At 59.2% G+C, this 25,417-nt stretch carries 29 protein-coding genes; 8 read left to right on the top strand and 21 right to left on the bottom strand.

The features are described 5' to 3' along the window. Positions 1–62 precede the first annotated feature (62 nt). From NA645_RS05865 to NA645_RS05835, 7 genes are all read right to left on the bottom strand, one after another. Positions 63–398, bottom strand: a complete 336-nt coding sequence (locus NA645_RS05865; RefSeq protein ID WP_256047971.1) for a DUF3325 domain-containing protein — start codon at positions 396–398, stop codon at positions 63–65. Continuing rightward, the gene (locus tag NA645_RS05860; RefSeq protein ID WP_256047970.1) at positions 395–1,960 is read right to left on the bottom strand and encodes a PepSY-associated TM helix domain-containing protein; all 1,566 of its coding nucleotides are present in this window, start codon (positions 1,958–1,960) and stop codon (positions 395–397) included. The genes NA645_RS05865 and NA645_RS05860 overlap by 4 nt, the downstream gene beginning before the upstream one ends. Next, entirely contained in the window at positions 1,957–2,244 is a 288-nt protein-coding gene (locus NA645_RS05855) for an iron transporter (RefSeq protein ID WP_256047969.1), read from the bottom strand. Before NA645_RS05855 ends, NA645_RS05860 begins: the two co-directional genes overlap by 4 nt. Positions 2,245–2,339: 95 nt before the next feature. Next, complete coding sequence (locus NA645_RS05850) at positions 2,340–3,638, bottom strand: class I SAM-dependent methyltransferase (RefSeq protein WP_256047968.1); 1,299 nt, start codon at positions 3,636–3,638, stop codon at positions 2,340–2,342. A gap of 243 nt (positions 3,639–3,881) precedes the next feature. Further along, a complete protein-coding gene (locus tag NA645_RS05845) occupies positions 3,882–5,972 on the bottom strand; it encodes a TonB-dependent receptor domain-containing protein (protein WP_256047967.1) in 2,091 nt (696 codons plus the stop codon). A gap of 191 nt (positions 5,973–6,163) precedes the next feature. Then, positions 6,164–7,495, bottom strand: coding sequence for a sensor histidine kinase (locus NA645_RS05840; protein WP_256047966.1), 1,332 nt, complete (start codon positions 7,493–7,495; stop codon positions 6,164–6,166). Next, complete coding sequence (locus NA645_RS05835; protein ID WP_256047965.1) at positions 7,495–8,196, bottom strand: response regulator transcription factor; 702 nt, start codon at positions 8,194–8,196, stop codon at positions 7,495–7,497. Before NA645_RS05835 ends, NA645_RS05840 begins: the two co-directional genes overlap by 1 nt. A gap of 87 nt (positions 8,197–8,283) precedes the next feature. Between NA645_RS05835 and NA645_RS20185 the strand changes: the two genes are divergently transcribed. Then, the gene (locus tag NA645_RS20185; RefSeq protein WP_423836564.1) at positions 8,284–8,472 is read left to right on the top strand and encodes a hypothetical protein; all 189 of its coding nucleotides are present in this window, start codon (positions 8,284–8,286) and stop codon (positions 8,470–8,472) included. 226 nt (positions 8,473–8,698) lie between these two features. On the opposite strand, the gene NA645_RS05825 is transcribed toward NA645_RS20185, so the two are convergent. Continuing rightward, positions 8,699–9,277 carry a hypothetical protein gene (locus tag NA645_RS05825; protein ID WP_256047964.1) on the bottom strand — a complete coding sequence of 193 codons (579 nt, stop codon included), beginning with the start codon at positions 9,275–9,277 and terminating at the stop codon, positions 8,699–8,701. Positions 9,278–9,290: 13 nt separating this feature from the next. Continuing rightward, on the bottom strand, positions 9,291–9,896 hold the full coding sequence (locus tag NA645_RS05820) for a hypothetical protein (RefSeq protein ID WP_256047963.1): 606 nt from the start codon (positions 9,894–9,896) through the stop codon (positions 9,291–9,293). A 354-nt stretch (positions 9,897–10,250) separates the two neighbouring features. On the opposite strand from NA645_RS05820, the gene NA645_RS05815 reads away from it, so the two are divergent. Then, positions 10,251–10,403 carry a hypothetical protein gene (locus tag NA645_RS05815; protein WP_256047962.1) on the top strand — a complete coding sequence of 51 codons (153 nt, stop codon included), beginning with the start codon at positions 10,251–10,253 and terminating at the stop codon, positions 10,401–10,403. A 132-nt stretch (positions 10,404–10,535) separates the two neighbouring features. Further along, complete coding sequence (locus NA645_RS05810; RefSeq protein WP_256047961.1) at positions 10,536–10,664, top strand: hypothetical protein; 129 nt, start codon at positions 10,536–10,538, stop codon at positions 10,662–10,664. A gap of 76 nt (positions 10,665–10,740) precedes the next feature. Here the strand turns inward: NA645_RS05810 and NA645_RS05805 are convergent, their stop codons facing one another. Then, positions 10,741–11,025 carry a hypothetical protein gene (locus tag NA645_RS05805; protein WP_256047960.1) on the bottom strand — a complete coding sequence of 95 codons (285 nt, stop codon included), beginning with the start codon at positions 11,023–11,025 and terminating at the stop codon, positions 10,741–10,743. Positions 11,026–11,299: 274 nt separating this feature from the next. Here NA645_RS05805 and NA645_RS05800 point away from each other — a divergent pair, with 274 nt between their 5' ends. Further along, a complete protein-coding gene (locus NA645_RS05800; protein WP_256047959.1) occupies positions 11,300–12,001 on the top strand; it encodes a glutathione S-transferase family protein in 702 nt (233 codons plus the stop codon). A 212-nt stretch (positions 12,002–12,213) separates the two neighbouring features. Further along, positions 12,214–13,107, top strand: coding sequence for a DMT family transporter (locus NA645_RS05795; RefSeq protein ID WP_256047958.1), 894 nt, complete (start codon positions 12,214–12,216; stop codon positions 13,105–13,107). Positions 13,108–13,168: 61 nt separating this feature from the next. Here NA645_RS05795 and NA645_RS05790 read toward each other — a convergent pair whose 3' ends face one another. The 3 genes from NA645_RS05790 to NA645_RS05780 form a co-directional block, all read right to left on the bottom strand. Continuing rightward, on the bottom strand, positions 13,169–13,822 hold the full coding sequence (locus NA645_RS05790; RefSeq protein ID WP_256047957.1) for an ion channel: 654 nt from the start codon (positions 13,820–13,822) through the stop codon (positions 13,169–13,171). Positions 13,823–14,056: 234 nt separating this feature from the next. Continuing rightward, on the bottom strand, positions 14,057–14,449 hold the full coding sequence (locus NA645_RS05785) for an MAPEG family protein (RefSeq protein WP_256047956.1): 393 nt from the start codon (positions 14,447–14,449) through the stop codon (positions 14,057–14,059). A 508-nt stretch (positions 14,450–14,957) separates the two neighbouring features. Further along, complete coding sequence (locus NA645_RS05780) at positions 14,958–16,019, bottom strand: SDR family oxidoreductase (RefSeq protein WP_256048092.1); 1,062 nt, start codon at positions 16,017–16,019, stop codon at positions 14,958–14,960. 175 nt (positions 16,020–16,194) lie between these two features. Between NA645_RS05780 and NA645_RS05775 the strand changes: the two genes are divergently transcribed. Continuing rightward, complete coding sequence (locus NA645_RS05775; protein ID WP_256047955.1) at positions 16,195–16,533, top strand: winged helix-turn-helix transcriptional regulator; 339 nt, start codon at positions 16,195–16,197, stop codon at positions 16,531–16,533. Between the two features lie 39 nt (positions 16,534–16,572). On the opposite strand, the gene NA645_RS05770 is transcribed toward NA645_RS05775, so the two are convergent. Continuing rightward, positions 16,573–17,676, bottom strand: a complete 1,104-nt coding sequence (locus NA645_RS05770; RefSeq protein ID WP_256047954.1) for a DUF2855 family protein — start codon at positions 17,674–17,676, stop codon at positions 16,573–16,575. 73 nt (positions 17,677–17,749) lie between these two features. Here NA645_RS05770 and NA645_RS05765 point away from each other — a divergent pair, with 73 nt between their 5' ends. Next, the gene (locus NA645_RS05765; protein ID WP_256047953.1) at positions 17,750–18,382 is read left to right on the top strand and encodes a TetR/AcrR family transcriptional regulator; all 633 of its coding nucleotides are present in this window, start codon (positions 17,750–17,752) and stop codon (positions 18,380–18,382) included. Between the two features lie 32 nt (positions 18,383–18,414). Here NA645_RS05765 and NA645_RS05760 read toward each other — a convergent pair whose 3' ends face one another. Together NA645_RS05760 and NA645_RS05755 are read right to left on the bottom strand one after the other, a co-directional pair. Further along, entirely contained in the window at positions 18,415–18,906 is a 492-nt protein-coding gene (locus tag NA645_RS05760) for an RNA methyltransferase (protein ID WP_256047952.1), read from the bottom strand. Between the two features lie 283 nt (positions 18,907–19,189). Beyond that, positions 19,190–20,287 (bottom strand): hypothetical protein, encoded by a 1,098-nt coding sequence (locus NA645_RS05755; RefSeq protein ID WP_256047951.1) that lies wholly within the window; start codon positions 20,285–20,287, stop codon positions 19,190–19,192. 203 nt (positions 20,288–20,490) lie between these two features. Between NA645_RS05755 and NA645_RS05750 the strand changes: the two genes are divergently transcribed. Then, on the top strand, positions 20,491–21,228 hold the full coding sequence (locus NA645_RS05750) for a class I SAM-dependent DNA methyltransferase (RefSeq protein ID WP_256047950.1): 738 nt from the start codon (positions 20,491–20,493) through the stop codon (positions 21,226–21,228). Positions 21,229–21,445: 217 nt separating this feature from the next. On the opposite strand, the gene NA645_RS05745 is transcribed toward NA645_RS05750, so the two are convergent. From NA645_RS05745 to NA645_RS05725, 5 genes are all read right to left on the bottom strand, one after another. Continuing rightward, positions 21,446–22,141, bottom strand: a complete 696-nt coding sequence (locus NA645_RS05745; protein WP_256047949.1) for a GNAT family N-acetyltransferase — start codon at positions 22,139–22,141, stop codon at positions 21,446–21,448. Between the two features lie 121 nt (positions 22,142–22,262). Further along, complete coding sequence (locus NA645_RS05740; protein WP_256047948.1) at positions 22,263–22,679, bottom strand: DUF2141 domain-containing protein; 417 nt, start codon at positions 22,677–22,679, stop codon at positions 22,263–22,265. 203 nt (positions 22,680–22,882) lie between these two features. Further along, a complete protein-coding gene (locus NA645_RS05735) occupies positions 22,883–23,281 on the bottom strand; it encodes a hypothetical protein (protein ID WP_256047947.1) in 399 nt (132 codons plus the stop codon). After that, the gene (locus tag NA645_RS05730) at positions 23,278–24,708 is read right to left on the bottom strand and encodes a DUF1757 domain-containing protein (protein ID WP_256048091.1); all 1,431 of its coding nucleotides are present in this window, start codon (positions 24,706–24,708) and stop codon (positions 23,278–23,280) included. The genes NA645_RS05735 and NA645_RS05730 overlap by 4 nt, the downstream gene beginning before the upstream one ends. Further along, on the bottom strand, positions 24,611–25,348 hold the full coding sequence (locus NA645_RS05725; protein WP_256047946.1) for an FMN-dependent NADH-azoreductase: 738 nt from the start codon (positions 25,346–25,348) through the stop codon (positions 24,611–24,613). The genes NA645_RS05730 and NA645_RS05725 overlap by 98 nt, the downstream gene beginning before the upstream one ends. Positions 25,349–25,417 lie beyond the last annotated feature (69 nt).

The raw sequence follows: 25,417 nt of genomic DNA, 5'->3' as shown, positions 1-25,417 counted from the left end.
AAGGTAATGCTCGTATTCACGCCTGCGGTAGCGCCGGTCGCCTTAGCCGGCAGGGCAGGAAATCACAGCAGTGCCGCAACGGCCCAGAGCAGACTGCCCATCACCGGCATCCCCATGGCCAAGCGAGGTGCGTAGGGGATCAGCAGGAGCAGGGCGAAGCCGGCGAGGGAGATCAGGCCGAACCAGCCAACCAGCGCCATGCCTCCGGGCCAAACGCCGGTAGCGGTATACACGGCAAGGCCGAGCAGCAAGCCTCCCGCCGGAAAGCAGAGGCGACGCAGTTGCGCAGGAACGCGCGGATTAGCCAATTGCTTCCAGTGACGCTCCTTGCCGAGGCAGAACCCGAGCATGCCGGCGTAGGCCAGCAGAAGGCTGGCAAGCAGGGCAGAACCGTTCATGACGAGACTCCTGTGACTGTGCCGTCGAGCTGGGGTTGGCGGGCTTTTCTCGCAGCGACGAGTGTGGGGATCTTCCAGGCGGTCCAGCCAGCCAGCAGACCCAGGGCAAAGACGGATGCGAGGATGGGCAAGCGGATGCCGTCCAGTGTCGCGTCGGTTGTCATCAGATCCAGTGCGGGCAGCGTGAGCGCCAGCACAGCCGCGCCGCAGAGCTGTTCGCGCCACGCCAGTAACGGCTTGCGTACCCAGGCATGCAGCCAGCTCAGCGCCCAGATGCCGAAGAACAGCCGCAGCTCCCAATCCTGCCGGCTGGCCAGCTCCGCCGGTAGCAGGCGATTGCTCCACAAGAGCGCTATGCAGGCCAGCGAAAGCCCCGCGACGACCGCCACGTTCAGGCTTTCCACCATCCGCAGGAAGTGCGCGTTGGCCTTGGCCTGCTTGCGCTGCTTGACCGCATAGAGCACCAGCCCTGTTGCAATCATGGCGCAGCTGACCAGCCCGCAGATGAAATACAGCCAGCGCATCGGGTAGCCGCCGAACTGGGCAAAATGCAGGCCCGCCATCACGCGCTGGGTCAGCTGGCTGGTGCGCGACGGTTCGGGAGCCTGGATCAGCTCACCGGTGACACCGTTGAAGACCATACCTTCGCCCTTGGTCAGTTCGATGCGGTTACCCAGCACCGGCCGCGCCGTGACCTGGGCATCTGCTCGGCCGGGGTTGCTCACGGTCAGGCCGCCAATCATCCCGGCGCCATAGTGCGCTTCGGCACGGCTGACGATCTCACCCAGCGCCAGTAGTGGCGCAGCCGGCGCCTGGACGGGTTTGCTGCCGCGGTCCTCGCCGCGCGACACCTGAGCGGCGGCACGGGCCGGTTGCGCCTCGCGGAAATAGGCCTGGCGATCGCCGTCGTACAGTGCATCGACTGCTGCCGGCATATAGAGCACGAAGAAAATCGCCAGTCCTGTGTAGGTAATCATCAGGTGGAACGGCAACAGCAGGACGGCGCTGGCATTGTGGCCGTCGAGCCAGGAGCGCTGCCCTTTGGCCGGGCGGAAGGTGAAGAACTCCTTGAAGATTTTCTTGTGGATGATGATGCCGCTGATCAACGCCACCAGCATGGCCATCGCCGCGAACCCAACCACCCAGATGCCGAGCAGCCGTGGCATATGCAGGGTGTAGTGGAAATGGAAGAAGAAATTGCCGCCGATGGTTTCCCGGGCCTCGACGGTTTCGCCCGTCAATGGATCGAGGTGAGTGCTACCGGCACCGCGACGCCGTTCCCCGACGGATACGCTGAGCGCCGGCGAGCGCTCGGTCGGCAGGCTGATGTTCCAGTTCGACTCGTCTGGATGATTCTTCGATAGCCAGTGCTGCGCGACGTTGGCGGCAGCTGCAGGCGACTGGCCCTGATCGGTCAACTCCGGCTGCATCCACCAACTGATTTCCTTGTCGAACACCGCCAGGGTGCCGGTGAGAAAGATGGCGAACAGCACCCAGCCGATCAGCAGCCCGCACCAGGTATGCAGCCACGACATGGATTGCGTGATGGTCTTTTGTTTCATCCCAAGACCTCCAGCAACTGTGGCCAGAAGCCGATGACCGCCAAGGGTCCCGCCAGCGCTAGCACCGCCCAGGCACGCCATGCGCTGCGGCAGCCAAACGCCCAGAGGATGACTGCCGTATAGATGATGAAGGCCGCCAGCGACGCGACTACCACCGCATCGGATTTTGCCAAAGGAAGCAGGCGCGCCAGTGCCGCCGTGCAACAGTAGGTGAACACGTAGCCGCCCAGCACGGCCGCGAGGGTTCGCGATGCTACCGGCCAAAGTTGTGAAGGGGCTTTCATCGGTGCGTTCTCTTCATTTTGAACAGGGTACGAAGGGGGGGCGGGCGAAACGTACGGACCGAAACGAACGCTCCGGTGTGTCGCGCCATAGTTGTTCATGAGTTGCCGGTCGGCTGGTGAATGGCTGTTCCGCAATTCTCCACAACGTTCAATTTCAGCTGGTTCCGTTCGATCCAGACTTTCAATTTGCTTGCCTGATCGCTGCAGTTGAGGCCATCCGGACGTTGGGGATGGATATGGCCCTGCCACATCAGCATCTGTAGCGCTTGCGTTAGCGTGCCGAGCTTTTCGGTAAAAGCCGGCAGCTGTCTTAGCTCGGCAAAAGTGGCGGGTCGTTCGGCCAGCTTTTCCAGCAGAGGGGAGAAGATGTCGCCGGGGCCCTGGATTTCGCCGATTGGCGTTTGGAAAGACAGCGCGCCTGAGCGTGGCGCTTGGGGCATCAGCTGAAACCGAAGGGCATCGACCTGCTGTAGAACGTCCTGCTGGCCCAGGCGTACCGGAGCACGCTGAAACAGATCGCTGCGCTGATGCTGATTCCTGGCCAGATCCTTGACCGTTTCCCTTAGTGCTGGCGAGGCCAGCTTTGCCAGAAGCGGCTGTACGGCGCCCGGTACGGACAGGCTGTCCAGATTGTCGAAGGCGCTGGCACTGCCTATATAAGTGACGCCGGCCTGTGCCACCGATTGATGAACATCGGTCGAGTGCTGCGGAGTCCAATGGTCGGTCAGGAAGTCGTGGGCGAGATAAGAGGCCGGCTTTTGCTTGAGTGACCTTATCTTTTCGCTCAGGTTGGGCTGGTCTATGAAGGTGCCGGCAGCGTCCAGTTCGCAGACGAAATCCAGCGCAGCTTGAAGCTTCTGCTCCGAAGAACCCGGTAACTGTCGAGCCAGGTCGTTCAGCAGCTTCTGCACTGGCAGCATTTGTGTCGCGCCTGGGTGGCACATGTAGTGCAGATAGAACAACCCTTTGGGTTTGAGCGACTTCGCTACCAATTGCAGAATGCCTTTCTGCTGGCTTTCCGCGATCCATGACCAGACACCATGGGTGGTGATGAAGTCGAAGAACAGGTTGTTGCTCTGGGCAAACTGGGCGAAGTCAGCCTGGACGAAACGGATGTTTTTGATGTCCATCGCTGCCGCAGCCGAGCGCGCGATATTCAGCGCTTTCTCGTTGGCATCGACACCTACGAACTGCCCCAGCGGGTTCGTCATTGCGCCGATGAGCAGGTTGATACCCATACCGCAGCCCAACTCGCAGTAGGAGTAAGGCCTGGAAATATCGGGCGCAGCCGTGCCGAGAAACTGAACCATACTGGTCAGCCAGACAGGTTGGATCTCCTTGTGGAAGTGGGGCGGGTAGGCCACGTCCATTACGTACCCATCGTTGCTGCTCATTGTGCTTGGCCTCTGGCGCGTCCGGTTGGAGCCGGTCCGCTTGCATTACAGACGCTAGGTGTTTTGTCCCGTTTCGCTGCGCGCTCGACGGAACCTGCCCTGTCAGGTTGAGCGCCGTAGGGCGAACTTGTTCGGCCTTCAACTCTGCGGCCGAATGAATTCGGCCCTACGGGCTGAACGTTCAAAACCAGAACGCTCCCCGGCGAAACAACGGATCGCCAGGGAGCGTCATTCAGCGATAAATCAGAACGCTTGGGTCACCGAGAAGATGAAGCGTCGGCCGTCCAGGTTGTAGGCGTAATCGCCATCGGTGGAAACTTCCTTGTTGCCAATGTTGTAGACGCCGGCTTTCAGGCTCAGGTCGTCAGTCGCTCTGAACGCCATGCCGACGTCCACGAAGCTGTAGGCCGGATAGCGAATGCCATTGGTGCTGGAACCGCTGGTGCCGGTCTGCCAACGACCGGAGGTCTTGCCGCGATAGTTGTACTGAGTCCAGGCGTTGAGCCGGTCGGTTACCTGCCAGTCCAGTGAGGCGTTGAACATGTGCTTGGCGATGTCGTTGAGCGGCTCGCCTTTGAAGTCCCCGGATTTCTGCTCGGTTTCGGTATAGGTGTAGCTGTGGCGGTAGGAGAGGTTATCGAGAATGCCGTAATCGAAGGTCCACTCGATGCCGCGCAGCTCTGCCTCGTCGACGTTCTCGTAGGCGGTGTAGCCGAACGGATGAGCAGGGTAGTTCGTGCCGTTGTAGTTACAGGGTTCGTTCTGCAGGCAGACGCGGCCGGTACGGTTGATCTTGTCCTCGTAATCGATCACGTAGGCGGTCAGGGTAGTGAGCAGGCCCAGTTCCTGATCTTCGTAAGCGATGCCGATCTCGCGGTTTACGCTGGTTTCCGGAACCAGATCAGGATTACCGATGATCACGCCGCCCATCGAGGTGGAGCCAAAGTCGGTGGCGCTGGAGCGCAGGTCAGGCGCCTTGTAGCCAGTGGTGACACCGCCCTTGATGGTGAAGCTTTCGTTCAGGTGGTAGACGCCATATACCTTTGGACTGAACTGGCCGCCGAATGCCTGGTTGTCGTCGTAGCGTCCGCTCAGGGTCAGGATGAAATCTTCGGTTAGATTCCAGTTGTCCTCAAGGAAGATGGAGTTCTGATAGCGGTTCATCTCGACCGTGGCGTTGGCGTCAGGAACTACCGGCTCTCGCAAACCATTGGAGTTGTGCTCCAGATTCTCGTATTTGTGCGTCAGACCGCCCGTGATGGCGTGGGCACCGAGGAAGTAGGTCGCCTGGGTGTTGGCTGTGATGACTTCGTAGTCGATGCCTTTGCCGGTCTCGGCGTTTGCGGTGGTCGGGTTTTCTGAGTGGTCGTAGTTGATGTACGACTTCAGCAGAAGGTTGTCGTAGTTGCCTTCGTGATCGATGAAGTAGTTCCGCTTGATCGACTCGCTGTAGGTAGGCTCTATGGCAACGCCTGCCTCGGTTTCCTCGGCGAGGCTTCTACCCGGGTTATGCCAGCGCTCCTGCTTGGTGTAGGTATGCCCGATCGTCAGCGCATTCTGGTCGTTCAGGTTCCAGGAGAGCTTGGCGCCGGCATTGCGCTTTTCGTACTTGGGATCGGTGGCCGCGCTGTCGCTTCCACCGACGAAGTTGCTTTCTTCCTGATCGTGGAACGCCCCGGTCAGCTGCAGGCCCAAAACGTCCTCGATCAGCGGTACGTTCAAGTAAGCGCTGGTCTGGACTGTATCTTCGTTGAGCTTGTTGCCGCTGCCGGGCGTGGTGTATTCGGCGGTGATGCTGCCGGTCAACTCGTTGGTCACTTTCTTGGTAATGATGTTGATCACGCCGCCCATGGCATCGGAGCCATAGAGAGCGGACGCCGGGCCACGAATGACCTCGATTCGCTCAATCGACTCGAGCGGAGGAAGGAAGTTGATCGGCGTACCGGCCTGTGACCCTCTCTCAGAAAAGGCATCGTTGCCTTGGGCCGGGCGGCCATCGATAAGGAACAGGGTGTAGGCCGAGGTCATGCCACGGACCATGATCGATTGCTCGACGCCACCTCCGGAAATCTGCACACCGGCGACGTTCTTCAGCGCATCGGTGATATCCGTGTAGGAGCGCTTCTTCAACTCTTCTGCAGTAATGACAGAGATGGTAGCCGGAGCATCCTTGATGTTCTGCTCGAAACCCGAGGCCGAAACTACAACCGAATCCAGTTCCAGTCGTTCCTGTGCTGAGGCCGAACATGCCAGCGAAGCCAGCGCGGCGGCGATGAGGGTTTTCTGGAACGTGGGACGTGGCGTTGCGATGAACCGGCTTTTGACGATGGGCATGTCTTTATCTCTGGTTGTTCGAATATCCCCCGGCCCGTCATTGCAGGGCATGCCTACCGTGCCTGGATCATCGGCAAGGCTGGGCTGTGGGAACGGATAACTAAGCGTGCGTCAGCCTGCGCAGGTGTGGTCGTTTGCGCAGGCACACGAATGCTAGTCATTCTCAACTGAGAGTAAAGCGCATTTACAATCTATACATCTTGCAAAACAAAATTCACTCGCAGGCCAGGGTGGAGGTTCTCCGCCCAGATGCGGCCGCCCTGCAGCATCACCATGCCTCGCGCGATGGCAAGGCCCAGGCCGAAGCCATCTCCACCCGGCCGGGCGGCACTCAGGCGAGAGAACGGGCGGAACATCACGTCTAGCTGATCCTCCCGTACGCCGGGGCCTTGATCTTCGATACAAAGACGCCAGTGGGCCTCTTCGCGGCGTGCGGTCAGGCGTACGGTGCCGTCGGCTGGAGAATGTCGGATGGCGTTGCGCAGGACATTTTCCATCGCCTGGGCCAAGGCGTTGAGGTTGCCGAAAACCTGGCAGTCTTCTGGGATGTCGCTGTGAAGGCGCGCTCTTGGCCATCCGGATTCGAAGCAGGCGTCCTCGCAGATCAGATTCCACAGGGACTCGATATCGACAGCTTCTCGCTCGAGCTGTGGCTGCTCGCTATCGAGCCAGGCCAGCTCCAGCGTGTCGTCGACTAGGCGCTGCATGCCTGAGACTTCTCGCTCCACACGCTCGCGCAGCACCGCCTGAGGCAGGTCGCTTTCACAGGCGACCCGAAGTCGGCTCAGTGGCGTTCGCAATTCATGAGAGAGGTCGCGCAATAGCTGTTGTTGCTGGCGGATCGAGTCATGCAGGCGCCGGGTCAGGTATTCGAGCGAGCGGCCGAGCTCCCCCAACTCGTCGTTGCGATGGGTCAGCGTGAGCGGCAGCAGTGAACTCAGACGGTTGCCGCGCAGCGTGTTGGCTTGCCGGCGCAGATGATCGAGGGGCGATATGAGGAGCCGGTAGAGCAGCCAGCCGAACAGGACCGACAGCACCACGGGGGGCAGGTACACGATAAGGACGATCAGCAGGGCTTGGTGAGGCCAGGGGCTGAGGCGTTCGGGCAGTTGCATGACCAGCTGGTCGCCGCTTTCGTTGAAAGGAATGGCGATCATTGGACGCGGACCGGCGCGCCGGCTCATGGGGCTATCGTATGGCCGGGCGAAGCGCAGCAGATTGCGCTCCCGCTCATCCAGTTCACGCTCGCCAAGCGACTGATGATGACGATCCACGACCAGCGCCAGCCCAGGCTCGTCCTGCTGCAGCGCGGCGATCCAGCTATCCACCGCGGCGGGGCCTCGGCGGGCCGCAACATGAGCCTGCTTAGCGTAGCCGTCCAGGGTTTCCAGGGCTTGCGGTGACAGGAACGAGCCGTGGTAGGCAATCTTTTGATCGACATACCCGCTGACCCAGATCATCGACAGGCAAAACCCGGCGACCAGTATCACCAGGCGCCAGAACAGCGAATGACGGTTGGGCATCAGTCGGCCTGCAGTTCCAGCACGTAGCCCTTGCCCCACACCGACTCTAGACGCAATGCCGTGACCTGCTCGCGCGCCAGTTTGCGGCGGATGTTGCTGATGTGCATGTCCAGGCTGCGATCATGCTGCGAGTAACCGCGGCGCAATGTCTGCTGGTAAAGGAAGGGTTTGCTCAGCACCTCGCCGGCCGCGTCGTGGAGCACCTTCAACAGCCGATACTCGGTGCCCGTCAGGCCGATCCAGCGCCCCTCGTAACGCAGGTCGCAGCGCTGGTCGTCGAAGCGCATCGACTCATCGTTCGCTGCTGGCTGCACGCTGCGTTCGTAGGCCACACGACGCAGGATGGCGGCGATGCGCACCTGCAATTCCTCGATGCTGAACGGCTTGGGCAGGTAATCGTCGGCACCGCTATCGAAACCCTGGATGCGATGCTCTTCGTTGCCCAGCGCAGACATCATCAGCACCGGCGTGCGGCGCTGTGCCCGCAACCGGGTCAGTAATTCCATGCCACTGAGTTCCGGCAGCATCACGTCCAGCAGGATCAAGTCGTAAGCCGACTCGCTGGCCAAGGTCAAACCGGTCAACCCGTCATCGGCGAGCGTGACCTGAAAGCCACGGCTTTCCAGGGATGTCTTCAGGTGCGTGCCGAGAACCGGGTCGTCTTCGATTGCAAGAATCTGTCGGGCTGCGGAAGAGAGCATTACGAAGGAATCCGGTGCAAATAGGAATGATTATAGATTGGTGACGTGCCGGCGAGGCAATAGGCACAGCTACAGCTGGGAGAGGTTTTGCGCCGTATGCGGTCGCTGGCGGCTCGACTTGAGACGCACTTTCGGCACTTCTTTAATCTGCTCGACGGCGATGGCCGCACACCTGGCGATCGGGTGGAACTGGTGGGTCACGGCGGCACCCAGATAGGGCAAAACATCGCTGCAGCGCCGAAGAGCAAGGTGGTCGAAGGCTGGCTAGCCAGTTGAGCATTGCGCCGATGTGATGAACCTGCGACTCAGCGAGCCAGGCGCTGTCTATCCGGTCGATCCGCAAAGCGATGCGGGATTTAATGAGAGTGTTTGGCGGGCAGTGATGTGCAAAGCGACCCGGTGGCTGAGCCGACCTGCGCTATCTGTCGCGTCGAGTCGAACTCAGAACCACCTGGGCGGGGCCATCCTTGGCCCGCCAGCGTCCATTAGCGGCGTTGCTTGATCAGATCAGGTCCTTGCTTGCCGCCTCTTCCAGATTGCTCTTCGTGAGTTCGGTCAATAGCGCATCGGCCGACTCGTTGAACGGCAAAGCGAAGATCAGGAATAAATGCATCCAGGTCGTCAGCGTTTCCTGCTTCTGTACCCGACCAAGCTTCTTGCCGTCACCATCGCGGAACATCATGTCCATGACCAGGGTGTTGTCGAAAGTGCCTGGAACCAGGAATAAGGTGGCGCCGGTTAACACCGCAAGTCCGAGGTTGGCGGTTTCCTGATTGCGCAGGGTCACCGTGACATAGAGATCTGATGTCTCCTGTTCGGTGCTGACTCGAGAAAAGCGCCCGCTGTCGGTAAACGACTGTTTTACGAGGTTTTCTAGCTTGGCAATGTCGGGATTACTCGCCGTGGGCGTGCCGTTCACCGAGTACTCGGTCTGAATCTTGATGTATGCGGTTGGTTTTGTCTGAGCCGATTCGGCGAGTGGCCATTGTTCAACGTTAGGCAAGGTGTTGTGGGAGTACGTCATGCAACCCTGCAAGGTCAGGGATGCGGTAATGGCGAGAAGGGCTATCAATGCTTTCATGTGGGCGTCCTTGTCAGCGTGCAAGCTGCTGAGTAGCGTCATGCAGCAGCTGTTCGACCAACTCGGTCAGCTGCCGCGAGCCCAGCGATGTATTGAAGTAGTCGTAATCCCAAAGACCGGTGTTCTGATTGCGCGCCAGCGTCTTCTGAGAAAGCGCCACCTGCTTACCGGCGGCGTCGATGATCTTCAGCTCGGCTGCGAGGTCATATTTGTCCACGTAGATAGGGCCGTTGACCCAGATCCATACGGTCAGCGTCAGCAGCGCTCCCGGAAAGTAGCCGGGATGCGGCGTGCGCTTGCCCTTGAGCGAGGTGAAATTGAATTGCAGCTGGACGTCTTGCTCGCCCAGGGTAGCGGGGAAGCTGATCATGCGTTCGAAGTATTCGCCGCGCTCGATGTGCTGGGCAATCTGTGCGGTCAGCGTATTGCTGATGTTACGGCGCTGGGTTTCGTTCAGCCGTGTGTCGGAAACCTCCACGTCTTTGAGCATTGCGCCGGCAGGCACCGAGTGTTCGAGGACTTGCGCAGGCAGCCCGATAGGCCCAGATGGGGTAAAGGAGACGCAGCCGGTGAGCGTCAGGCCCATCAGCGCAGCGGCCAGGTATTTCAACTTGATCATGGAACATCCTTGAAGATTTGCAGAAAGTGTGGCATGCCGTGGATGATCGTCGGCGCTCTCTGTTGAGTGTTCCTTTAGCCATCCTTGGGCGCGGCGGAGTTTAGCGTCATATTGCCATCACGCATGCTGGCTAGTTCTCCGTCTGCTGTACTGGTTCTCATTGTTGGGCTCATCGCCGATATACGGTCTAGTGCGGCTCGAGGGGAATCCAGGTACGTGGTTTTAGCGCTACGAGAACATGGAGAGGCTCGCACATCTGTCAGCTCTGTTGGTGCTCGCCGCGAACATTGGCGCAGCTCGCGTGCTCCAACGGATGACCACTCTGGTCTTTCAATCGTGATGAGGACCGCTGACATGATCGATCCAAAGGACCCGCTCAAGGATGGCCTGACTCCGCCGGACTTTGATGAATATGGCGACGTACCCGAGTCGGGAGAAAACACCGAGCCGGAAGCGGGCACAGATCCGAAGGACGAACCGAATCCCGGGGAAAGTCCGCTCGGCTGAACGTCCGCGACGAATGCTGACGGTCTGTTCTGGTGAGCTGCTGGACAATTCGATCCCCACGGCCTAAAAAGGCGCGCACAGCGAGGCGTGCGCTTCCGGCATGCTCGTGATTGATCGAAAGGCAGGTGGATCGTGAAAAAGAAAAAGCCCGTGGACCCCGTCCGGCAGGCAGAAAAGAACCGTGCGCACCGGATTGGCTGGGCGATTGCGCTGGCGGGAATCGTGGTGGGCTTCGTGCTGGTAATGATGAAGCAAGCGTGACAGCTGGTGTGGTTTCGCGCCGTTGGCCGTAGCGACTACGCACAGGCGTCAGCTGACGGTCAGCGAGGCGCTAGCGTCAAGGGCTGGTATGGCGTACCGGCTTCTCGGTCATCATCAACAGCACAGGCAAGGGTTTGGCGGACGCCGAATGCTTTGCTGTCCCTTCAACTGTCAACGCATTGCCAGCAGTGGCGATGACGGTTGCCGATAACAACAGCACCCATATTCGCGGCGGCACCAGTTGCGCTCGCATCCGAACGGCGCTCCATCCATAGGCAAATGCCGGGTCCGCTCGCCTGATGGTTTCGCTCGCTTGGGTAGCAACTTCATCGTTCGACACACGCTCAAGTCCGACAGCCATGGTGATCCCTCTGAAACCCTGCATCCGGCGAGGCTCCCATTAAGCATCGGTCCGTCCCTGGCAGGTGTGCTGGCGACTGTAGCGGAGTGCCACATTGCCATCAATCAATTCAACGGTTGATGCGGCGAAAATGCACCAGCATTTTTGATGCCCACACAGCCGCATGCGTTCGAATCGGCATCGATCATTGTCCTAAGCGAGCGCAACGGTTGGAGACTTTCGACATTGGCCGGCGCTCGTCCGTCGCTAATAATCCCACTAGAAGTCCCCCTGAGTGGTGCTGAACAGCGAGACGACGATGACTGAAGTCACCCTGTACCACTGCGTTAGCGCCCGCTCGTTTCGTGTGTTGTGGGCGTTGGAAGAGCTCGGGCTGGATTACCGGCTGGTAACGATGGCGTTTCCGCCTCGCCTGCATGACAAAGCGTTCTTTCAAATCAACCCGCTGGGCACGGTCCCTGCGCTTGTCGATGGCAATGGCGTGTTAACCGAGTCGGCGGCCATCTGCGAGTACCTCAGTCAGGTGTACGGCGGTGGTGCGTTGTCGGTGAATAAAGGCGAAGCCGATTATGGCCAGTACCTGAACTGGCTAAGCGCGGCTGATGCGACGCTGACTTTCCCTCAAACGTTGATCCTTCGTTACGCCTATTTCGAATCCTCTGAGCGACGGCAACCCCAGGTTGTCGAGGACTACACGCGCTGGTTCCTGGGCCGCTTGCGCGGAGTCGAAAACGCCCTGCAGGCAGGTAATCAATACCTCTGCCAGAACAGATTCAGTAACGCCGACATCACTGTCGGCTACGCGCTGATGTTGGCTGACTTCCTCGGACTAAGGCCGCAGTTTCAACCGCTCACCGAGGCGTTTTGGCAGCGATTGCAGGAGAGGGCTGCCTTCGTCAGCGCGCTGGATGCGGAAAATCGGGATGCACGCTCTCATGGCCTCGACCCGCTGCCCACGCCATTGATTCGTTGCTGACGATTGGTTTACCACGCTCTTAGTCTGGCTCGTCTCAAGCTGATGAAATGGACGATGGCCGCTAATGACAGCGGATATTCTTTAACGAAACTTCCCGCACTGGACGGCCCTGTTCAGGGCGCCTTGATGTGATGGGAAGGCAGAGCCCTTCTGCGCCGTCGATGTCTTCATTCCTCGTGATGCGCAGAAGGTCATAGGACAGAAAGCTAAAAATGGACAACGATTCATCCAGGGTGCCTTTGTTCGCGTACTTATGTCTCGGTTTGTCGATGTGCATGGTGGGCAGCAATATCGGCATAGGAAAACTGATCGTCACTGAACTGCCGGTGTTTCTGTTTGCGGCGATGCGCTTCTTGATTGCAAGTATCGTTCTGCTTCCGGGGATGTTCCGCCCATCATTTCGTCAAGGCCTGGACAGGCCTGCGTGGCGGGGTTTATTCCTTCAGTCCTTTTTTGGGTGTTTCCTGTTTAGCTTGTTGATGCTTTATGGCGTCATCTACACCACTGCCACGAGTGCTGGAATCATTACCAGCGCTCTTCCGTCGCTCATTGCGTTATTGGCATGGCTATGGCTTCGCGAGCGCCTCAGTCGTCGTGCAATAGTGGCTGTTGTTTTTGCCGCGGTAGGAATAGCCGTGCTGAACTTGCAGGATGCGGGAATTTCTGGAAAGAGCAATGTGCTGGGCAATTTATTGGTCCTGGGAGCCGTTTTAGCCGAGGCGTTATTTGCAGTCTTCTCGCGGCGCTTATCTCTTACGGTGCATCCCTGGAGCATGGCCTTTGGCGTAAATATTGTAGGCTTCCTCCTGTTCGCTCCTTTGGCTGTTGTGCAAGCGATGAACTTTGCTTGGGCTGGGCCAGGATGGGAACTTTGGGGCTGGGTTGTCTTTTATTCACTTACCGCAAGCGTGTTGTCCTTTCTGCTCTGGTATAGAGGCGTTTCACAGGTACCCGCCAATATTGCAGGCCTGTTCACGGGTTTGATGCCACTCAGCGCGGCGCTGGTTGGTTTCCTTGTTCTGGGAGAATTGTTGTCGTTCGGACATCTCGTGGGGATGGGTATGGTGATAATGGCAATACTCTTGGGTGCCAAACGGCACGGCTAAACAAGCGGTATCAATTGAGTGTGTGCCAGACGCCATGTCCGCTCTTCGGTTTTCAAAGGCACTAGCGCCGGATCGTCAGCCCGATCAGGCGCGAGACCACCAGCGCGATGTACATCACCCCTGCGAATTGCTCGAGCATCACCAGCGCACGCGCCATCGGCGTGATCGGCAACACGTCGCCAATGCCGACGCCCGAGAGGATGGAAAAGCTTAGAAACAGCAACTCCAGCCAGGTGCGCGGTGCTTCAGGATCGAGCAACGCGGTAAAGCTACCCGGCTGCAACAGTTGGCAGACCATGAAACTGTAGGCGAAGGCCCAGGCCAGCAGCGTGAAGGTGGCCCCCACCGCGAACAGCTCATCGGTAGTGGCGCGCTGATCTTCCATCATGTAAGCGATCAGGCTGGCCGCTGCATAGAAATAGAAAGCCGCCTCCAGCGCGGCCAGCGTCAGACTCAACTCCAGCCCGCCGCGCACCTCACCGATGATGGTCAGCACCAGAATGCACGCCGCCAGCGTGAAGGCCACCCACTGGATCAGCGGACTGCGCTGCACCATACGCAACGCCGCCACCAGCACTACGATACCGAACGTCCCCATGATCGCCCGACCGCGCGGCAAATCGTCGAGAAAGGGATACAGCACGATGCCCAGCAACTGGATAAGCAGCAGGCTGGCAGATGGGTAGCGAAGCAGAAACGATTGTTGGGCGTTCATCGGGGGGCGATCACCGAGAGGGGGTTGAAGCGTACTGTTTCGGTAGCGTGCCTGGCCACTGCCTGGCGCCGTTGTTCACCAAATATGCGAGAGATTTTGGCGCTTGCGGGCGTCAAGGACTTGTTCGTGCGCAACGAATTGGCCAGATGTTTGGAAGGCATTATTCCGTGGCGTCGTGCTTGCTGCTGGGGCTCGGTAGCGCGGCCAATGCGCCATCGCGGCCAGACAGAGGGCTTACCCGATGAAGAACAGGGCGATGCAGCAGGCGAGCCCCAACGCCCAGAGCACCGACCTCACGTTAGCCCAATCGGCGAGATAAGCGCCGATATAGCCGACTCTGGCCGCGACGAAAGCAGCGGCAAGGCCATCAATCACCGCCTGTGAGGCTTGCAGGTGCTCGGCCACCAGAACGCCGGCGATGAAGATCGGCAGCGCTTCGAAGCTGTTCAACTGCGCGGCGTTTGCCCGAGCCTGCCATCCCTCCAGACTGGCCAACCATTGACGTGGACTGTGGTTATCGAAGCCGCCGTCGCGGCGCGGTTTACCAAGGCCTTTCGACTTGGCGATCCATGCGCAGGCAAGGGGAAGAAGGCAGGCAACAAGGAGGCAGGCTTCGGCAATGGTCATGTAGTTGCACCTGAATAGGGGAAAGAACGTGGCTAGGGCGTTCGGCCGCCTGGGAGCACGTCGATCCAGGCTAGCTCAGGCGTTGTCAGGTGTTAGATTTTTTCAGCAGCAAGTGCGAGCCACGTAAGTTTTATTACCGTTTCGGTTTATGTAAAAGCAGCCACCCCGCGGTCCCTGCTGCAAGTTCGCCCCGCTTGGGCCGCACGAGGCGGCTTCGGCGACCTGGCTGGTGCCGGAAGGCGCAAGCGCGAATAAAGTCAGCGCAAGAGCAGCGCCGGTTATGAGCGGTATCGCCCGGATCCTTGGTTTCATCTCTGCCACCATCTTCGTGATGGCTATGTAATATCACTTAAGCGCGGCGAAGTGAAATCCAGTTGCCGTGCTGCGAGCATCGCCGTACTGCTCGATGCGTCCATTCACCGGCTGGCTGGCTCCTATATAGGAACCAGCACTACAAAGGAACATCACGAAGACTCACCTCCATGATCCGGCCCGCCTATAGCTTCACTCAGGGGATGAGTCTGCTCGCACGCAGATTGGTAAAGACATTGAAGAAAGCCTCGTCACTCGCCTGATAATCGAGAAATCCGAGCTTACGGCTTTTCGACATGTCCGTTACGACCTCGATCGGACGACCGAGGTCCGCATCGGTGTGCCACGGCGAAATGAGCTTGTCGATATTCGTTTCCGCGAGGCCAAACTGTTCGGCCATTGCTGCCCAGGTCTCGGCGTCGTTCGCCATCTGCTGTTCCAGCGGCGCGGGTTGGCCGTCGAACGGCGCGGCCTCGATATCGAACCACTCGGCGATGCGCGACCACATCCACTTCCAGCGGAACACATCGCCATTGACGATGTTGAAGGCCTGGTTGGCCGCCGCAGGCGTTGTCGAGGCCCAGCGCAGATGCCTGGCAAGCTGACCCGCGTCGGTCATGTCGGTCAGGCTGTTCCATTGCACTTCCGAGCCCGGAAAGCGGAAAGGTCGGCCGGTAAAGCGGCAGATGGAGGCGTGGACGGCCAGCGTGGTCGCCATGTTCATCGCGTTGCCGACGGCAATACCGGTCACGGTGTGGGGCCGGTGAACGCTCCAGTTGAAACCGTCGCGGCCCGCCGCGGCGAACACCTCGTCTTCCTGGGCGTAGTAAAAATTCTCGACGTCCAGCCGTCCCTGTTCCTCTCGAAAAGGCGTTTGTGGCAGCGAACCCTTGCCGTAGGCTTCGAACGGGCCGAGGTAATGCTTGAGGCCCGTCACCAGCGCGACGTGGCGAACCGAGCCAGCCGGTCGTAAGGCCTCGAGTAGATTACGCACCATCTGCGCGTTGACGCGGATATTCTCCGCTTCGCTGGCCTGGCGCGCCCAGGTCGTCAGGAACACGTGCGTGGGTGCAAGACCGCTCAGCGCCGAGCTCAGCGCCGAAATATCCAGCAGATCCGCGCTTATCGGCGTGACGCCCGCTTCGGCGTTGGGACGTCGAGCCAGTCCGGCTACCGCCCAGCCTTCTTTGGCCAGTAGGCGCGACATCGCCGAGCCGACGATTCCACTCGCCCCGACCACCAGTGCTTGATTTGTCATGTTCAGACCCTCACACATTGAAACAGGCCTGCACCTTAACCACTCGAAAATGCCGATCCAAGTCGGCACCAAATGGTAACCATCCCCCATGAACACGGACTCTGACGAAGAACAATGGCTTGAAGACTGCGCCCCGCGGCGCGTGTTGGAAATCTTCACGACCAAATGGACCAGCATGATTCTGCATACGCTTCATGCGCGACATGACGGCATTGCACGCAGTGGGGCGCTGCATCGGAGCATGCCGGGTATCTCCAAAAAGATGCTGATTCAGACGCTGCGGGAGCTGGAGGAGAGCGGGCTGATCGAGCGGCACACCCTCGATTCGGTGCCTCCCGCGGTGAGTTATGCACTGTCGCCGCTGGGCAAACTCATGGTTCAGCCAATCGAGTTGATCTACGAGTGGGCCAGGCAAAACTCCGCGGCGCTGGATCAGCTGCAGCCGCGGCGAACCTCGCGCAGGCGTGGGAGTGAGCAAACCGTGAACGGAGCACTGGCACCGCCACGGCTGTGAGCACCCACGCTTCCTAACATGTGAATCCCCGAGACGAACTCAGTCGAGTACCACCGCGTGCCCCGCGAGCGGGTTGATGTGGCCTTTTATCAGCGACTCGGCTAAGGCTTGCGCGGCTTCCAGGCCGGCGTGCTCGTTCACCTGCATCCAGGGCTGCTGCGCATCTCCAACTCGAGCGATAAAGGCCAGCTGCGCCTCGTTGAAGCGGCGGGTGACCTCAGCAGCGCCCCAGTCAGCGTTGCGCTTCTTGATCTGGTAGGGCGCGAAATAAGGCTGTGGCTGCGGGCCGGCTAGCGTCTGGTCGGGCTCGGCATAGTCTTGGTTCTGCGCCGATCCGGCATAGCAATCGTGCACCAGGGTGCCTTTGAAATGTGCGTGGACCTGCCGGCGAAGTCCGGTGCTGCCGGAGAAGTCCACGTAGAGCGTTGGCACGTTAGGGTCGAGTGAGCCGAGCTGATCGTAGCTAAGCGCCTGGCGATAGCAGCCCAGCCCTTGCACGAAGTCAATATTGGTGGGGGAGGTCAGGCCGATCATCGTCACGGTCGGATTGTTCTGCAGGCAGAACGCCGTGCCGTATGCCGTCTTGCTCGATGCACTGGATATCACGATCTGCCGCGCGCCGAAAAAGCCGTTATCCTCCAGGAAATCCGCCAGCATGAACGAAGTGATAAACAACGGCCGCAACAGCATCTGGTAGTTCTCGCTCTCGGCCCGGTAGGCGGCATCGGTGCTGATGCGCTGGTACTGGTTATAGGCCGAAGTCAGTGCAAGGCGATGTTCGGCGCCGTCATAGAAGCCCCGCTCGCTGACCCGTACCGGCTGCATGACCAGATGGCTGGCGATCGGCCAGAAGCCGTAGAAGCGTTCGCCCGGTACCAGCCCGTCCACGGTACTTTCAACAACCTCGGCAAACCCCCACGCGGGCATATGAAACCACTCGGCGTCGCCGGTCGGGAAAAAGTCCCAATAACGCAGGTGCGGGGTTTCGCCGAAGGCGGCGTAAGTGACGTTATTGGTTGTCAGCGCCAGTCGGCTGATACGCATCAGCACCTCGCCGGCCTTCAGCTCCGGCATCGGCAGGGTCTGGATGCGGGTTTGCTCCATGCTTTGCTTGTTGTTTTGCAGCTGGCAGATGACGCTCATCGATGGCACCTTGAGGGCATATTGGGATGCCATCGACTGTAGCCCTTTCGTTTTACCGCCGGGTTCGGATTTCATGAGCACACGATTGCCGCGCGCCAAGCCGCTCAAACGGCCTACCCAGGCGCGCGCCAAGTTCACGGTTCAGGCGATTTACGACAGCTATGTTCGGATCTGGCAGCGTGATGGCTGGTCTCGACTGACGACCCGTGCCGTTGCGCTTGAAGCCGGCGTTGCCATCGGCACCCTGTACGACTACTTCCCCAGCAAGCAGGCGCTTCACTCGGGCTACGTGCGGTATTGCATCGAGCAGCTGCTTGAGGCGATCGACGAGCGCGCAGTGAAGCCCGCTGCGATCGGCTGGCCGGTGCGAATCCAGCGGCTGGTGCGCTTGCTCGTCGGCGTCGAACCGCATTTGCCCTGGTTTCACCCGGACATGCTCGAACTGGAAGCGCTGGTTGCAGAGCCCAAGCACCAGCGTCGGGTTTATGAGGGCTTACTGGACGCCTGGCATCGCGTCGTCGACGCGGCGACCGATCTGCCTGTACGTCCAGATACCGCGACCTTAGAGGCGCTTCATTTGTCGGTCTGGGGCGGTCGCCGCTACGCCATGCTGGTGCAGCTCGAGCCGGAGCGTATCAACGAGTGGGCCGGCTGCATGGAGCAGCTGTGCCTGGGAGCAATCGCCGGACTGAACGGACAAGCCTGAACACAGCCACTATCGCCGAAATGTTCGGCGAGCTAAGTGGTTTGTTGGGGTTGGCGTCCGAACTCGGGCCCGGAGCGGGTGTTGTTGCCCTTGGCCAGCCGGTCGTAAAGCACCACGTTGACCGTTGCTGCGAGGCTCATGCAGCCATTGGTGGGGATGTAGACGACGTCCTCGCACCAGTCACGAATTTCCTTGCTGAGCGAGCCATCTTCGGCGCCGAAAATGTACAGCGCTCGATCAGGATGCGTGTATTCCGGTAGGGCACGCGCACCCTCGACCAGCTCAACCGCCACCGGCACACAGCCGAGCGGCAAGATCTTGCGCAAGTCATCGATATTGATCAGCGGAATGTCCTGATGGACCTTCTTGGTGTCGGTGATGAAATCCTTGGCGCGGTCATAGCGGGTGCCGGTGTAAAACACCGAAGCGGCACCATAGCAGCCCGCCGCGCGCATGATCGCTCCCACATTGGACGGCGATTTCGGGTTGCTCAGGCCAATGCAGGCATATCGTTTGTTGCTCACAGTGTGCTGCTCACGGAAGACTCGCGGGAAGCGGCGAGTATACGGACATGCCTCGTTCGCGGCTCGGGCTCGGCACGAATTGATGTAACGATGTCCCTCCTTGCAGACGCGAACAGTAGCCGTTGCGGTCAACGCTACATGGGCAGGGAGGCTCACGCAGCCGTGGAGGACGCAGCTGCCTTTGCATGCGCGTCACAGGCGCTTCGTAACGAAAGCGCCCGATGCGGTGCATCGGGCGCTTTACGTTCCGGCAGGATAAGGCCGTTCGGGCTACAAAGGCCTACTAACGCTGGGTGACAGTCGCGCTGTTATTCATCCCGTTCTGCATGATTGCCGCAGTGTCCATACCGCTGCCAAGGCTGTCTATTCCTTGGGTCAAGCGCGCGTAATTGCCGGTGCCGGTCTGATCGATGATGCCTACGTCTCCTGAAGCCCCATCTTTCATCTGAAACGCTTCAATCACGTTATCCGAGCCACTTTGAGCCAGGTCCAGTGAGTTGCCGTCACCCGTCTGGACGAAGAAGACTTCGTTGTAGTCTCCTCTGGAAATACCGGTAACGCTGCCGTTGCGGACGCCTTGACGCGCGATCAGCTCGTTACCCGTACCGATCTGGGTGAAATCCAATAGACCCTCAGCCGTGCCTGTATAGACGTCAGCCTTGTTGCTTGTTCCAGTCTGAGTCAGATACAGCTCGCTACTTGAGTCATAACTTCCCTCCGATTGGCTAACGCTCGCCTCGTTGTACTCCCCAGTCTGACTGATGACGGCATTCGCCCGCGAATACGCGCCTTGTAGAAGATCTACGTCGTTTGCCAGGCCGGTTTGATTGATCTGGGCCGTTACATGGCCGGTCTGGCGGACATTAGCCAGGTTGCGAGTCCCTTCCTGTGTGGCGTCGAGACTGTTCAGAATGTAGGTCTGCTCCAGCCGGAGCACGTTTTGCTGGCCGTGCTGGTTGATTCTGCCATCGTTGTAATCGCCGTCGTTCTGTACAACATATGCCTCGTTATCGACCCCGTATTGATAGACGTACGCCGTTACTCCGCCTTCGGACCGCTGAGCGATGCTTTGCAGGTTGCCTTCGCCTTCCTGGTGAGACCGAACCCATGTCCCAAACCCTTCCTGGGTGGCCGTCAACTGGTTCGCAACGCCTTGCTGTGTCGCTTCGACCGACACGTTGGTGCCGGCTTGAGTGACGGTTGCTTCGTTTGAATCACCGTTCTGAGTCAGTTCCGTCCAGAGATAGGTGCCGCCTAACTGAGTGACCTCTGCGGTGTTGTTATTTCCGTTTTGCTCAATGGAAGCTGTTTGATCAACAGCCTGAGCCTGCCCGGCTAAGACAAGGGACACGGCAGCAGCGAGAAGGGAGCGCATGAACATTTTCAGAATCCTTTGAGTCGTGGGAAGTCGGATTCTTGAGGATTGACCAGAGAAGGAAATAGGCTGAACGGCTGATTAGCTAGGGGACTATTAACCGATTGTCGGAATTGGAGCTGCATTTCCGCCCGCGACGACGCGCGATTTCCATACGGCCCGGATATGATGCGCGCCCTCAACGCTCCGATTCAAACCTCAGGGCCACCATGCTCGCCATTTATACCGACCTGTCGGGTTACTACGATCTGATGTGTGCCGATATCGACTATCAGGCGCAAAGCCACTGTATCCAACGGCTCCAGCAATTGTTCGGTAATGCGGGAAAGAGGCAACTGGACTTGGCCTGCGGAACCGGACCGCATGTGCGGCATTTCATCGATGCGGGCTATGAAAGCAGCGGGCTCGACATCAACCAGCCTATGTTGGATAGAGCGGCCATTCGCTGCCCCGAAGCACGGTTTTCCTTGCAGGACATGTGTGACTTCAAAGTGGATCGGTCGGTCGACCTGATCACCTGCTTTCTGTATTCCATTCACTACAGCGCAGAAATCGAGCGGTTGAAAGCCTGTATCGCCAGCGTGCATGCCGCACTGGCCGACGATGGACTCTTCTGCTTCAACGCCGTCGACAAGCACACCATCGACAACGATTCATTCGTATCGCACACCGCCAAACATGCTGACGGCATGTTCAACTTCAGTTCCGGTTGGTACTACTCCGGCGCTGGCGAGCAGCAGTCGCTAAAGCTACGCATTGAAAAAATGAGCGCCCATGAAAGCCAGGTATGGCTCGACGAACACCGCATGGTGGCCGTGAGTTTTGGGGAATTGATCGAGCTGTTAAAGCCGTACTTCGATGTTCATGTGCTTGAGCACGATTACGAAAAGATCGTTCCTTGGAACGGGACTTCAGGGAACGCGATATTTGCCTGTGTGAAGATTTGATGCACGGCGCAACATGGCGCGGATGGAGTGATTAGGACGTCTCGGCCCCTTGTACCCCATGCAAGTGCGCTATCAGACTGCGCTACGCCCAACATACATCTAACGTCAGTATCCGGCACTCATCGGTGACTGACTCGCTACTGACCTCGCGGATTGGCTCGTCTTGTCGGCGCATCGGCATTACGTAGCGCGGACCGCAACGATTTCTCCAGGTTGATCAATGCAAGCGCTTAGCTGGAGAGTATGCCTGGACTAAATGCTGCGCCTGTTCGGCCAACTTATCCAGCAGGCCATCGCGCTCTTTCTCCGCGTCGCTCATGGCTTTTTCACCGTGTTGCTTCACGAGATAGCTATGAATCTGCCGGACTTCCTTGGAGTGAAAGATTGGCTCCAGGTCCTGCACCGCCAACACGCCGTTTGAAGCCTGGCTCCGAGTATTCATCACCACCTGGGGGCCGCGAGCCGCCAGTGGCAGAAAGCCCAGCGCTTCGAAGTACGGCACCTTGCCGGCCACGCACGCCACTTCCGCATGGGGATAGCGCGCCACCATCTCTTCGACCATGGCCCGACCGATGCCCTGCCGGCGATGGCTGGCCTGCACGGCCAGATAGATCAGCGTACAGGCATCGGGATCGTCCACATACGGCAGATACAGCGCGAAGCCGAGCAGACGAGCCGGATCGTCAGGATCCAGCGCCATGATCAATTCGGGCTTGCCCGCCTGCGCGCCGTCCATGCTGTCCAGATAACGATGCACCTCGAAACCCACCACGTATTGATACAGCTGATACAGCGGGTTGCTGGGCGTGAGCGATACCGGACTGATTTCGCCGAGGTAGTCCACCACCATCTGCAGCACCTGGCTTTTCATCGATTCCGGTGGCGGGGTGTCCAGGTGGGCGAGGGTGACCATAGGCGAGGTGGCTCCGGGACGGTATGGCAAAGAACGCATTGTACCGATCGATGCGCACCGAGCGGGTTGGAAGGGGGGTTGCCGCAGTCGAGCCGTGCAATGTGGCGTGAAAGTGGTTTTCCTAGTAATGCATATCCAGCGTGACCTTGGCGGGCTCGTCGGCGGTCACTTCGAAGGCGCTATCGTCGTAAGACGGCGGGCCCATCACCTTGGGATTGTTTGACAGCCCGTAGCCCTCGGCGGGGAACATGCCGAAGCGTCGATCCAGCTCACCGTTGTCGTTCTCGTCATGGTAGGCCAGCACCGCGTAGCGCCCGGGTGGCACATCGCTGAATACCAACGTCACGGCTCCGACCTCAGCTTTGACCTTTCGCGCGGCGAAGGCGTGGTTTTCCTTCAGGAAGTTTTTCGGGTCGGCGTATACCGCCACGGCCACCTGACCCTTGTCGTGCTCAAGCCCATTAAGTATGACGCTTAGCTCTTGGGCGTGCGCTAAGGGCGCTAGCAGGGCGAGGGCCAGAGTTGGAAGGGCTTTCATTCTGAACTCCTAAAATCGAGCGTGGCGAAGCCGCTCAGGGGCTACGTTGATCGGCCAGCGATGTGGAAGTCGATCGCCGCATATTCAAGTAATTAGCGAAGCGCTGTCCATGCAGTCATTCCGTGCTCTTTCCACGCGTCATTTCTAGGGCTATCTCGCGTACTTGAAGGAAGCATGTGTAACAAGCCGCCGGACTGATGCGTTCAGTTTCCGGTGAGTTTTAGCAGGCCAACCGCCAGACACAGCCAAGCCATGCCGACAAAAGCCAGCTTGGTCGACAGGGTCATAAGGCGGCGCAGCGAGCGGGGGAAGTTGCTGACATCGTTGGCATCGAGTACCCCTTTTCGAACATTGAAATCCGAAAGAAGTAAGGCCCCGCTTAGCGTGCCGACCAGATAGAAACGGGAAGTAAAACTCGTTGTCCCCACAATGTGCTGCTGCTTAGCCCAGGCGCTGTTTGGAAGCGCTGAGAGCATGGTGTCGAAATGGCGACTACAGGCGATGAAAACACCGATCGCTACGCCAGATAGCCCGACAACAAAGGGTGCCAGCAAAAAGGCGAATGCCAGTCCAGGGTGCCATGTATCAATATCAAAACTCATGGTTGAATCCACTCGTATAGTCTTTCACCTGCTTTTTCCCCAGATCCTCCACCAATAGCTCCTCCAGCAGCCGAAGCCCCACCGACTACAACCAATCCACAAACAACCCCGCCGATGCCTGCTGATCCGATGCCGATGGCGGCGCAGATAGCCGTAGCGGCGCCGCTCCCTATCCAGACGCCTACGGATCCACCACCCAACGCCCCAGCAAAACTTCCCGTCTCGGTAAAACGAATCTTCTGACATGCCTGGGTTTCGCCTGCCTGGCAAACCTCCCGGACTTTCAATGCAGAGGCGGTACCGCCCAAGGCGATTCCGATATAGCTTCCATTTCTCAGATACTTAGCTGCCTTGGCAATCTGATCCATATGGGTGGCATAGCCGGGGATCTGGCCCGGTGCGCCGCCTTTGCTCCAGTGATGCACCAGGCTGCGGGTGGAAATGCCGAGGTCTTGGCGCAGCGTAGGATAGCTGCCCAGGCCCAACTGCTTGCCGAGGAAGGTTGCTTTCAACTGGTTGTCGAGTTGGCGGTACAGCTGTTGGCGCGAAGCGAAGAACTGCGGACTTTGCAGGTGGCCATGCGTGGCGAATTCGCGCTGATGTAGGTATTCGATATCGCGCAGCGTGCCGTCAATCTGCTTCAAACCGTTTCCTAGCACATCGGTACCCATCCCCAGCGACTGGCTGGCGCCACCGACCATCACGGCGATCTCTGCCTGATGCTTCGTCATGAAGTCGGCTTCGCTCTCGCTCAATGGTTCCAGAGCCGTACGCACCTTGGCGGCCGCCGCCATCAGGTCGGCCTCTTCGCGCGAGCAAGCGGTTGGATTGATCAGGTTGCCCAAGACGACCATCTCACCAGCTTTGAAACCTTTGGCGAAAGTGGGGTTTAGCGCCTTGATGCGGCTGACCAAGTGGTTGTGGGGCGTATCGGCAAACAACCTGGCAAGCACCTGCTCGCCGGACATGCTGCGCGGCGCGATGTAGAAGCCAGGCGGCTGAGGCTCGGGGAGCCTAAGCCTGTCGGGCGGCGGCCAATCCGAAAGCTCAGGAGTGGTTTCGACTTTTTCTTCCCAAGCCGCAAAAGAGGCGCCGCCGTTACCTGGCTTGATCTTCGGCAACTCGACCTGGCGGCCCCAGCCGCGATCAGGCATCCAGCTTGAGTCGCGGCTGCCGGTGCTGTCCGCCTTCCACCCGGTGTCCAAGTCCCAGCCCTGGTCGAGCGGGTAAGCCGCTTCTTTAAGGTTGTCCTTTCCCATGAAAATCTCCTTGTGTTGCTGAATCGGGCCGCAGTCTATCTGTTCATTGCGGCGGCCGATCAGCGCTTGTTCACGAAGCTTGTGCCGGAGCAGCACGAGGGACGTGTTCGGTGACGAGGGGCTTGGGATTGGCATCAAGCGCTGCCTGAAGCTCAGCCACCAAGACATCAACCTGACGTAGCGCCTGAGTCACCGAGGCCGCCAGCACATCGCCCCCCGTTTCCTGACCTTCAATCGCGATCTGATGAATGCGGGTAATCCCGATGAAGTTAAGCGCGGTTACCAGGTTCGGCTCCAAGTGATTCATATGAGCCATTTCCCCGCCGGGACCGAAGCCTATGCCGCCCCTGGCGGTGAGAATGACCGCATGCCGTGACCGGTCTCCCAGCAATGGGACGTAAGGGTCGGGATGTTGGGTTTCGTCGATCCCAACCGTCCGGCCCAGGCGCACCACCTGATCGATCCATGCCTTGAGCGCCGCGGGCATGCCGAAGTTATAAAGCGGCGTCCCGATGACTAGCACATCGGCTGCCTCCAGCTCATCGACCAGCTGGTCGCTTTCTGCCAGTGCGTCTTTCATCCATGCCTCCTGACGATCTTCCGGCGTAAAGGCCGAGGCGATCCAGTCATGGTCGATGAAAGAGGGCGGGTTCTGGCCTATATCCCGATACGTGATGCTGTCCTGCGCGCGGCGGGACTGCCATTGGCTGACAAAGCGGTGGGTGAGGTTGCGGCTGTGGGAACCGTGGTTGTCTTTACCGGCGAGGCCGGGACGGGCGCTGGCGTCGAGGTGTAGAAGGTGCGTCATGGTCGGTCTCCTCTGTGATTGAATTCATCTGTCATTCGCGGTAGACCCAGGCTAGGACTAGGCTCTATG

The sequence above is a fragment of the Stutzerimonas stutzeri genome, assembly GCF_024448955.1.
In the GTDB taxonomy this organism is placed as follows: Bacteria; Pseudomonadota; Gammaproteobacteria; order Pseudomonadales; family Pseudomonadaceae; genus Stutzerimonas; species Stutzerimonas stutzeri_AQ.
The sequence above is the reverse complement of the archived record's forward strand: the minus strand, read 5'-3'. Positions and strand labels throughout refer to the sequence as shown.

What these genes read in the sequence shown, in the direction of transcription:
- NA645_RS05865 (WP_256047971.1), bottom strand. Translation starts at nt 398, where the DNA reads ATGAACGGTTCTGCCCTGCTTGCCAGCCTTCTGCTGGCCTACGCCGGC.
- NA645_RS05785 (WP_256047956.1), bottom strand. Translation starts at nt 14,449, where the DNA reads ATGACCATTGCCGAAGCCTGCCTCCTTGTTGCCTGCCTTCTTCCCCTT.
- NA645_RS05730 (WP_256048091.1), bottom strand. Translation starts at nt 24,708, where the DNA reads ATGTCTTGGTGGCTGAGCTTCAGGCAGCGCTTGATGCCAATCCCAAGC.
- NA645_RS05805 (WP_256047960.1), bottom strand. Translation starts at nt 11,025, where the DNA reads ATGGCTGTCGGACTTGAGCGTGTGTCGAACGATGAAGTTGCTACCCAA.
- NA645_RS05835 (WP_256047965.1), bottom strand. Translation starts at nt 8,196, where the DNA reads ATGCTCTCTTCCGCAGCCCGACAGATTCTTGCAATCGAAGACGACCCG.
- NA645_RS05860 (WP_256047970.1), bottom strand. Translation starts at nt 1,960, where the DNA reads ATGAAACAAAAGACCATCACGCAATCCATGTCGTGGCTGCATACCTGG.
- NA645_RS05755 (WP_256047951.1), bottom strand. Translation starts at nt 20,287, where the DNA reads ATGTTCATGCGCTCCCTTCTCGCTGCTGCCGTGTCCCTTGTCTTAGCC.
- NA645_RS05750 (WP_256047950.1), top strand. Translation starts at nt 20,491, where the DNA reads ATGCTCGCCATTTATACCGACCTGTCGGGTTACTACGATCTGATGTGT.
- NA645_RS05815 (WP_256047962.1), top strand. Translation starts at nt 10,251, where the DNA reads ATGATCGATCCAAAGGACCCGCTCAAGGATGGCCTGACTCCGCCGGAC.
- NA645_RS05765 (WP_256047953.1), top strand. Translation starts at nt 17,750, where the DNA reads ATGAGCACACGATTGCCGCGCGCCAAGCCGCTCAAACGGCCTACCCAG.
- NA645_RS05775 (WP_256047955.1), top strand. Translation starts at nt 16,195, where the DNA reads ATGATTCTGCATACGCTTCATGCGCGACATGACGGCATTGCACGCAGT.
- NA645_RS05855 (WP_256047969.1), bottom strand. Translation starts at nt 2,244, where the DNA reads ATGAAAGCCCCTTCACAACTTTGGCCGGTAGCATCGCGAACCCTCGCG.
- NA645_RS05770 (WP_256047954.1), bottom strand. Translation starts at nt 17,676, where the DNA reads ATGAGCGTCATCTGCCAGCTGCAAAACAACAAGCAAAGCATGGAGCAA.
- NA645_RS05850 (WP_256047968.1), bottom strand. Translation starts at nt 3,638, where the DNA reads ATGAGCAGCAACGATGGGTACGTAATGGACGTGGCCTACCCGCCCCAC.
- NA645_RS05780 (WP_256048092.1), bottom strand. Translation starts at nt 16,019, where the DNA reads ATGACAAATCAAGCACTGGTGGTCGGGGCGAGTGGAATCGTCGGCTCG.
- NA645_RS05825 (WP_256047964.1), bottom strand. Translation starts at nt 9,277, where the DNA reads ATGAAAGCATTGATAGCCCTTCTCGCCATTACCGCATCCCTGACCTTG.
- NA645_RS05790 (WP_256047957.1), bottom strand. Translation starts at nt 13,822, where the DNA reads ATGAACGCCCAACAATCGTTTCTGCTTCGCTACCCATCTGCCAGCCTG.
- NA645_RS05735 (WP_256047947.1), bottom strand. Translation starts at nt 23,281, where the DNA reads ATGAGTTTTGATATTGATACATGGCACCCTGGACTGGCATTCGCCTTT.
- NA645_RS05795 (WP_256047958.1), top strand. Translation starts at nt 12,214, where the DNA reads ATGGACAACGATTCATCCAGGGTGCCTTTGTTCGCGTACTTATGTCTC.
- NA645_RS05845 (WP_256047967.1), bottom strand. Translation starts at nt 5,972, where the DNA reads ATGCCCATCGTCAAAAGCCGGTTCATCGCAACGCCACGTCCCACGTTC.
- NA645_RS05840 (WP_256047966.1), bottom strand. Translation starts at nt 7,495, where the DNA reads ATGCCCAACCGTCATTCGCTGTTCTGGCGCCTGGTGATACTGGTCGCC.
- NA645_RS05745 (WP_256047949.1), bottom strand. Translation starts at nt 22,141, where the DNA reads ATGGTCACCCTCGCCCACCTGGACACCCCGCCACCGGAATCGATGAAA.
- NA645_RS05740 (WP_256047948.1), bottom strand. Translation starts at nt 22,679, where the DNA reads ATGAAAGCCCTTCCAACTCTGGCCCTCGCCCTGCTAGCGCCCTTAGCG.
- NA645_RS05725 (WP_256047946.1), bottom strand. Translation starts at nt 25,348, where the DNA reads ATGACGCACCTTCTACACCTCGACGCCAGCGCCCGTCCCGGCCTCGCC.
- NA645_RS05820 (WP_256047963.1), bottom strand. Translation starts at nt 9,896, where the DNA reads ATGATCAAGTTGAAATACCTGGCCGCTGCGCTGATGGGCCTGACGCTC.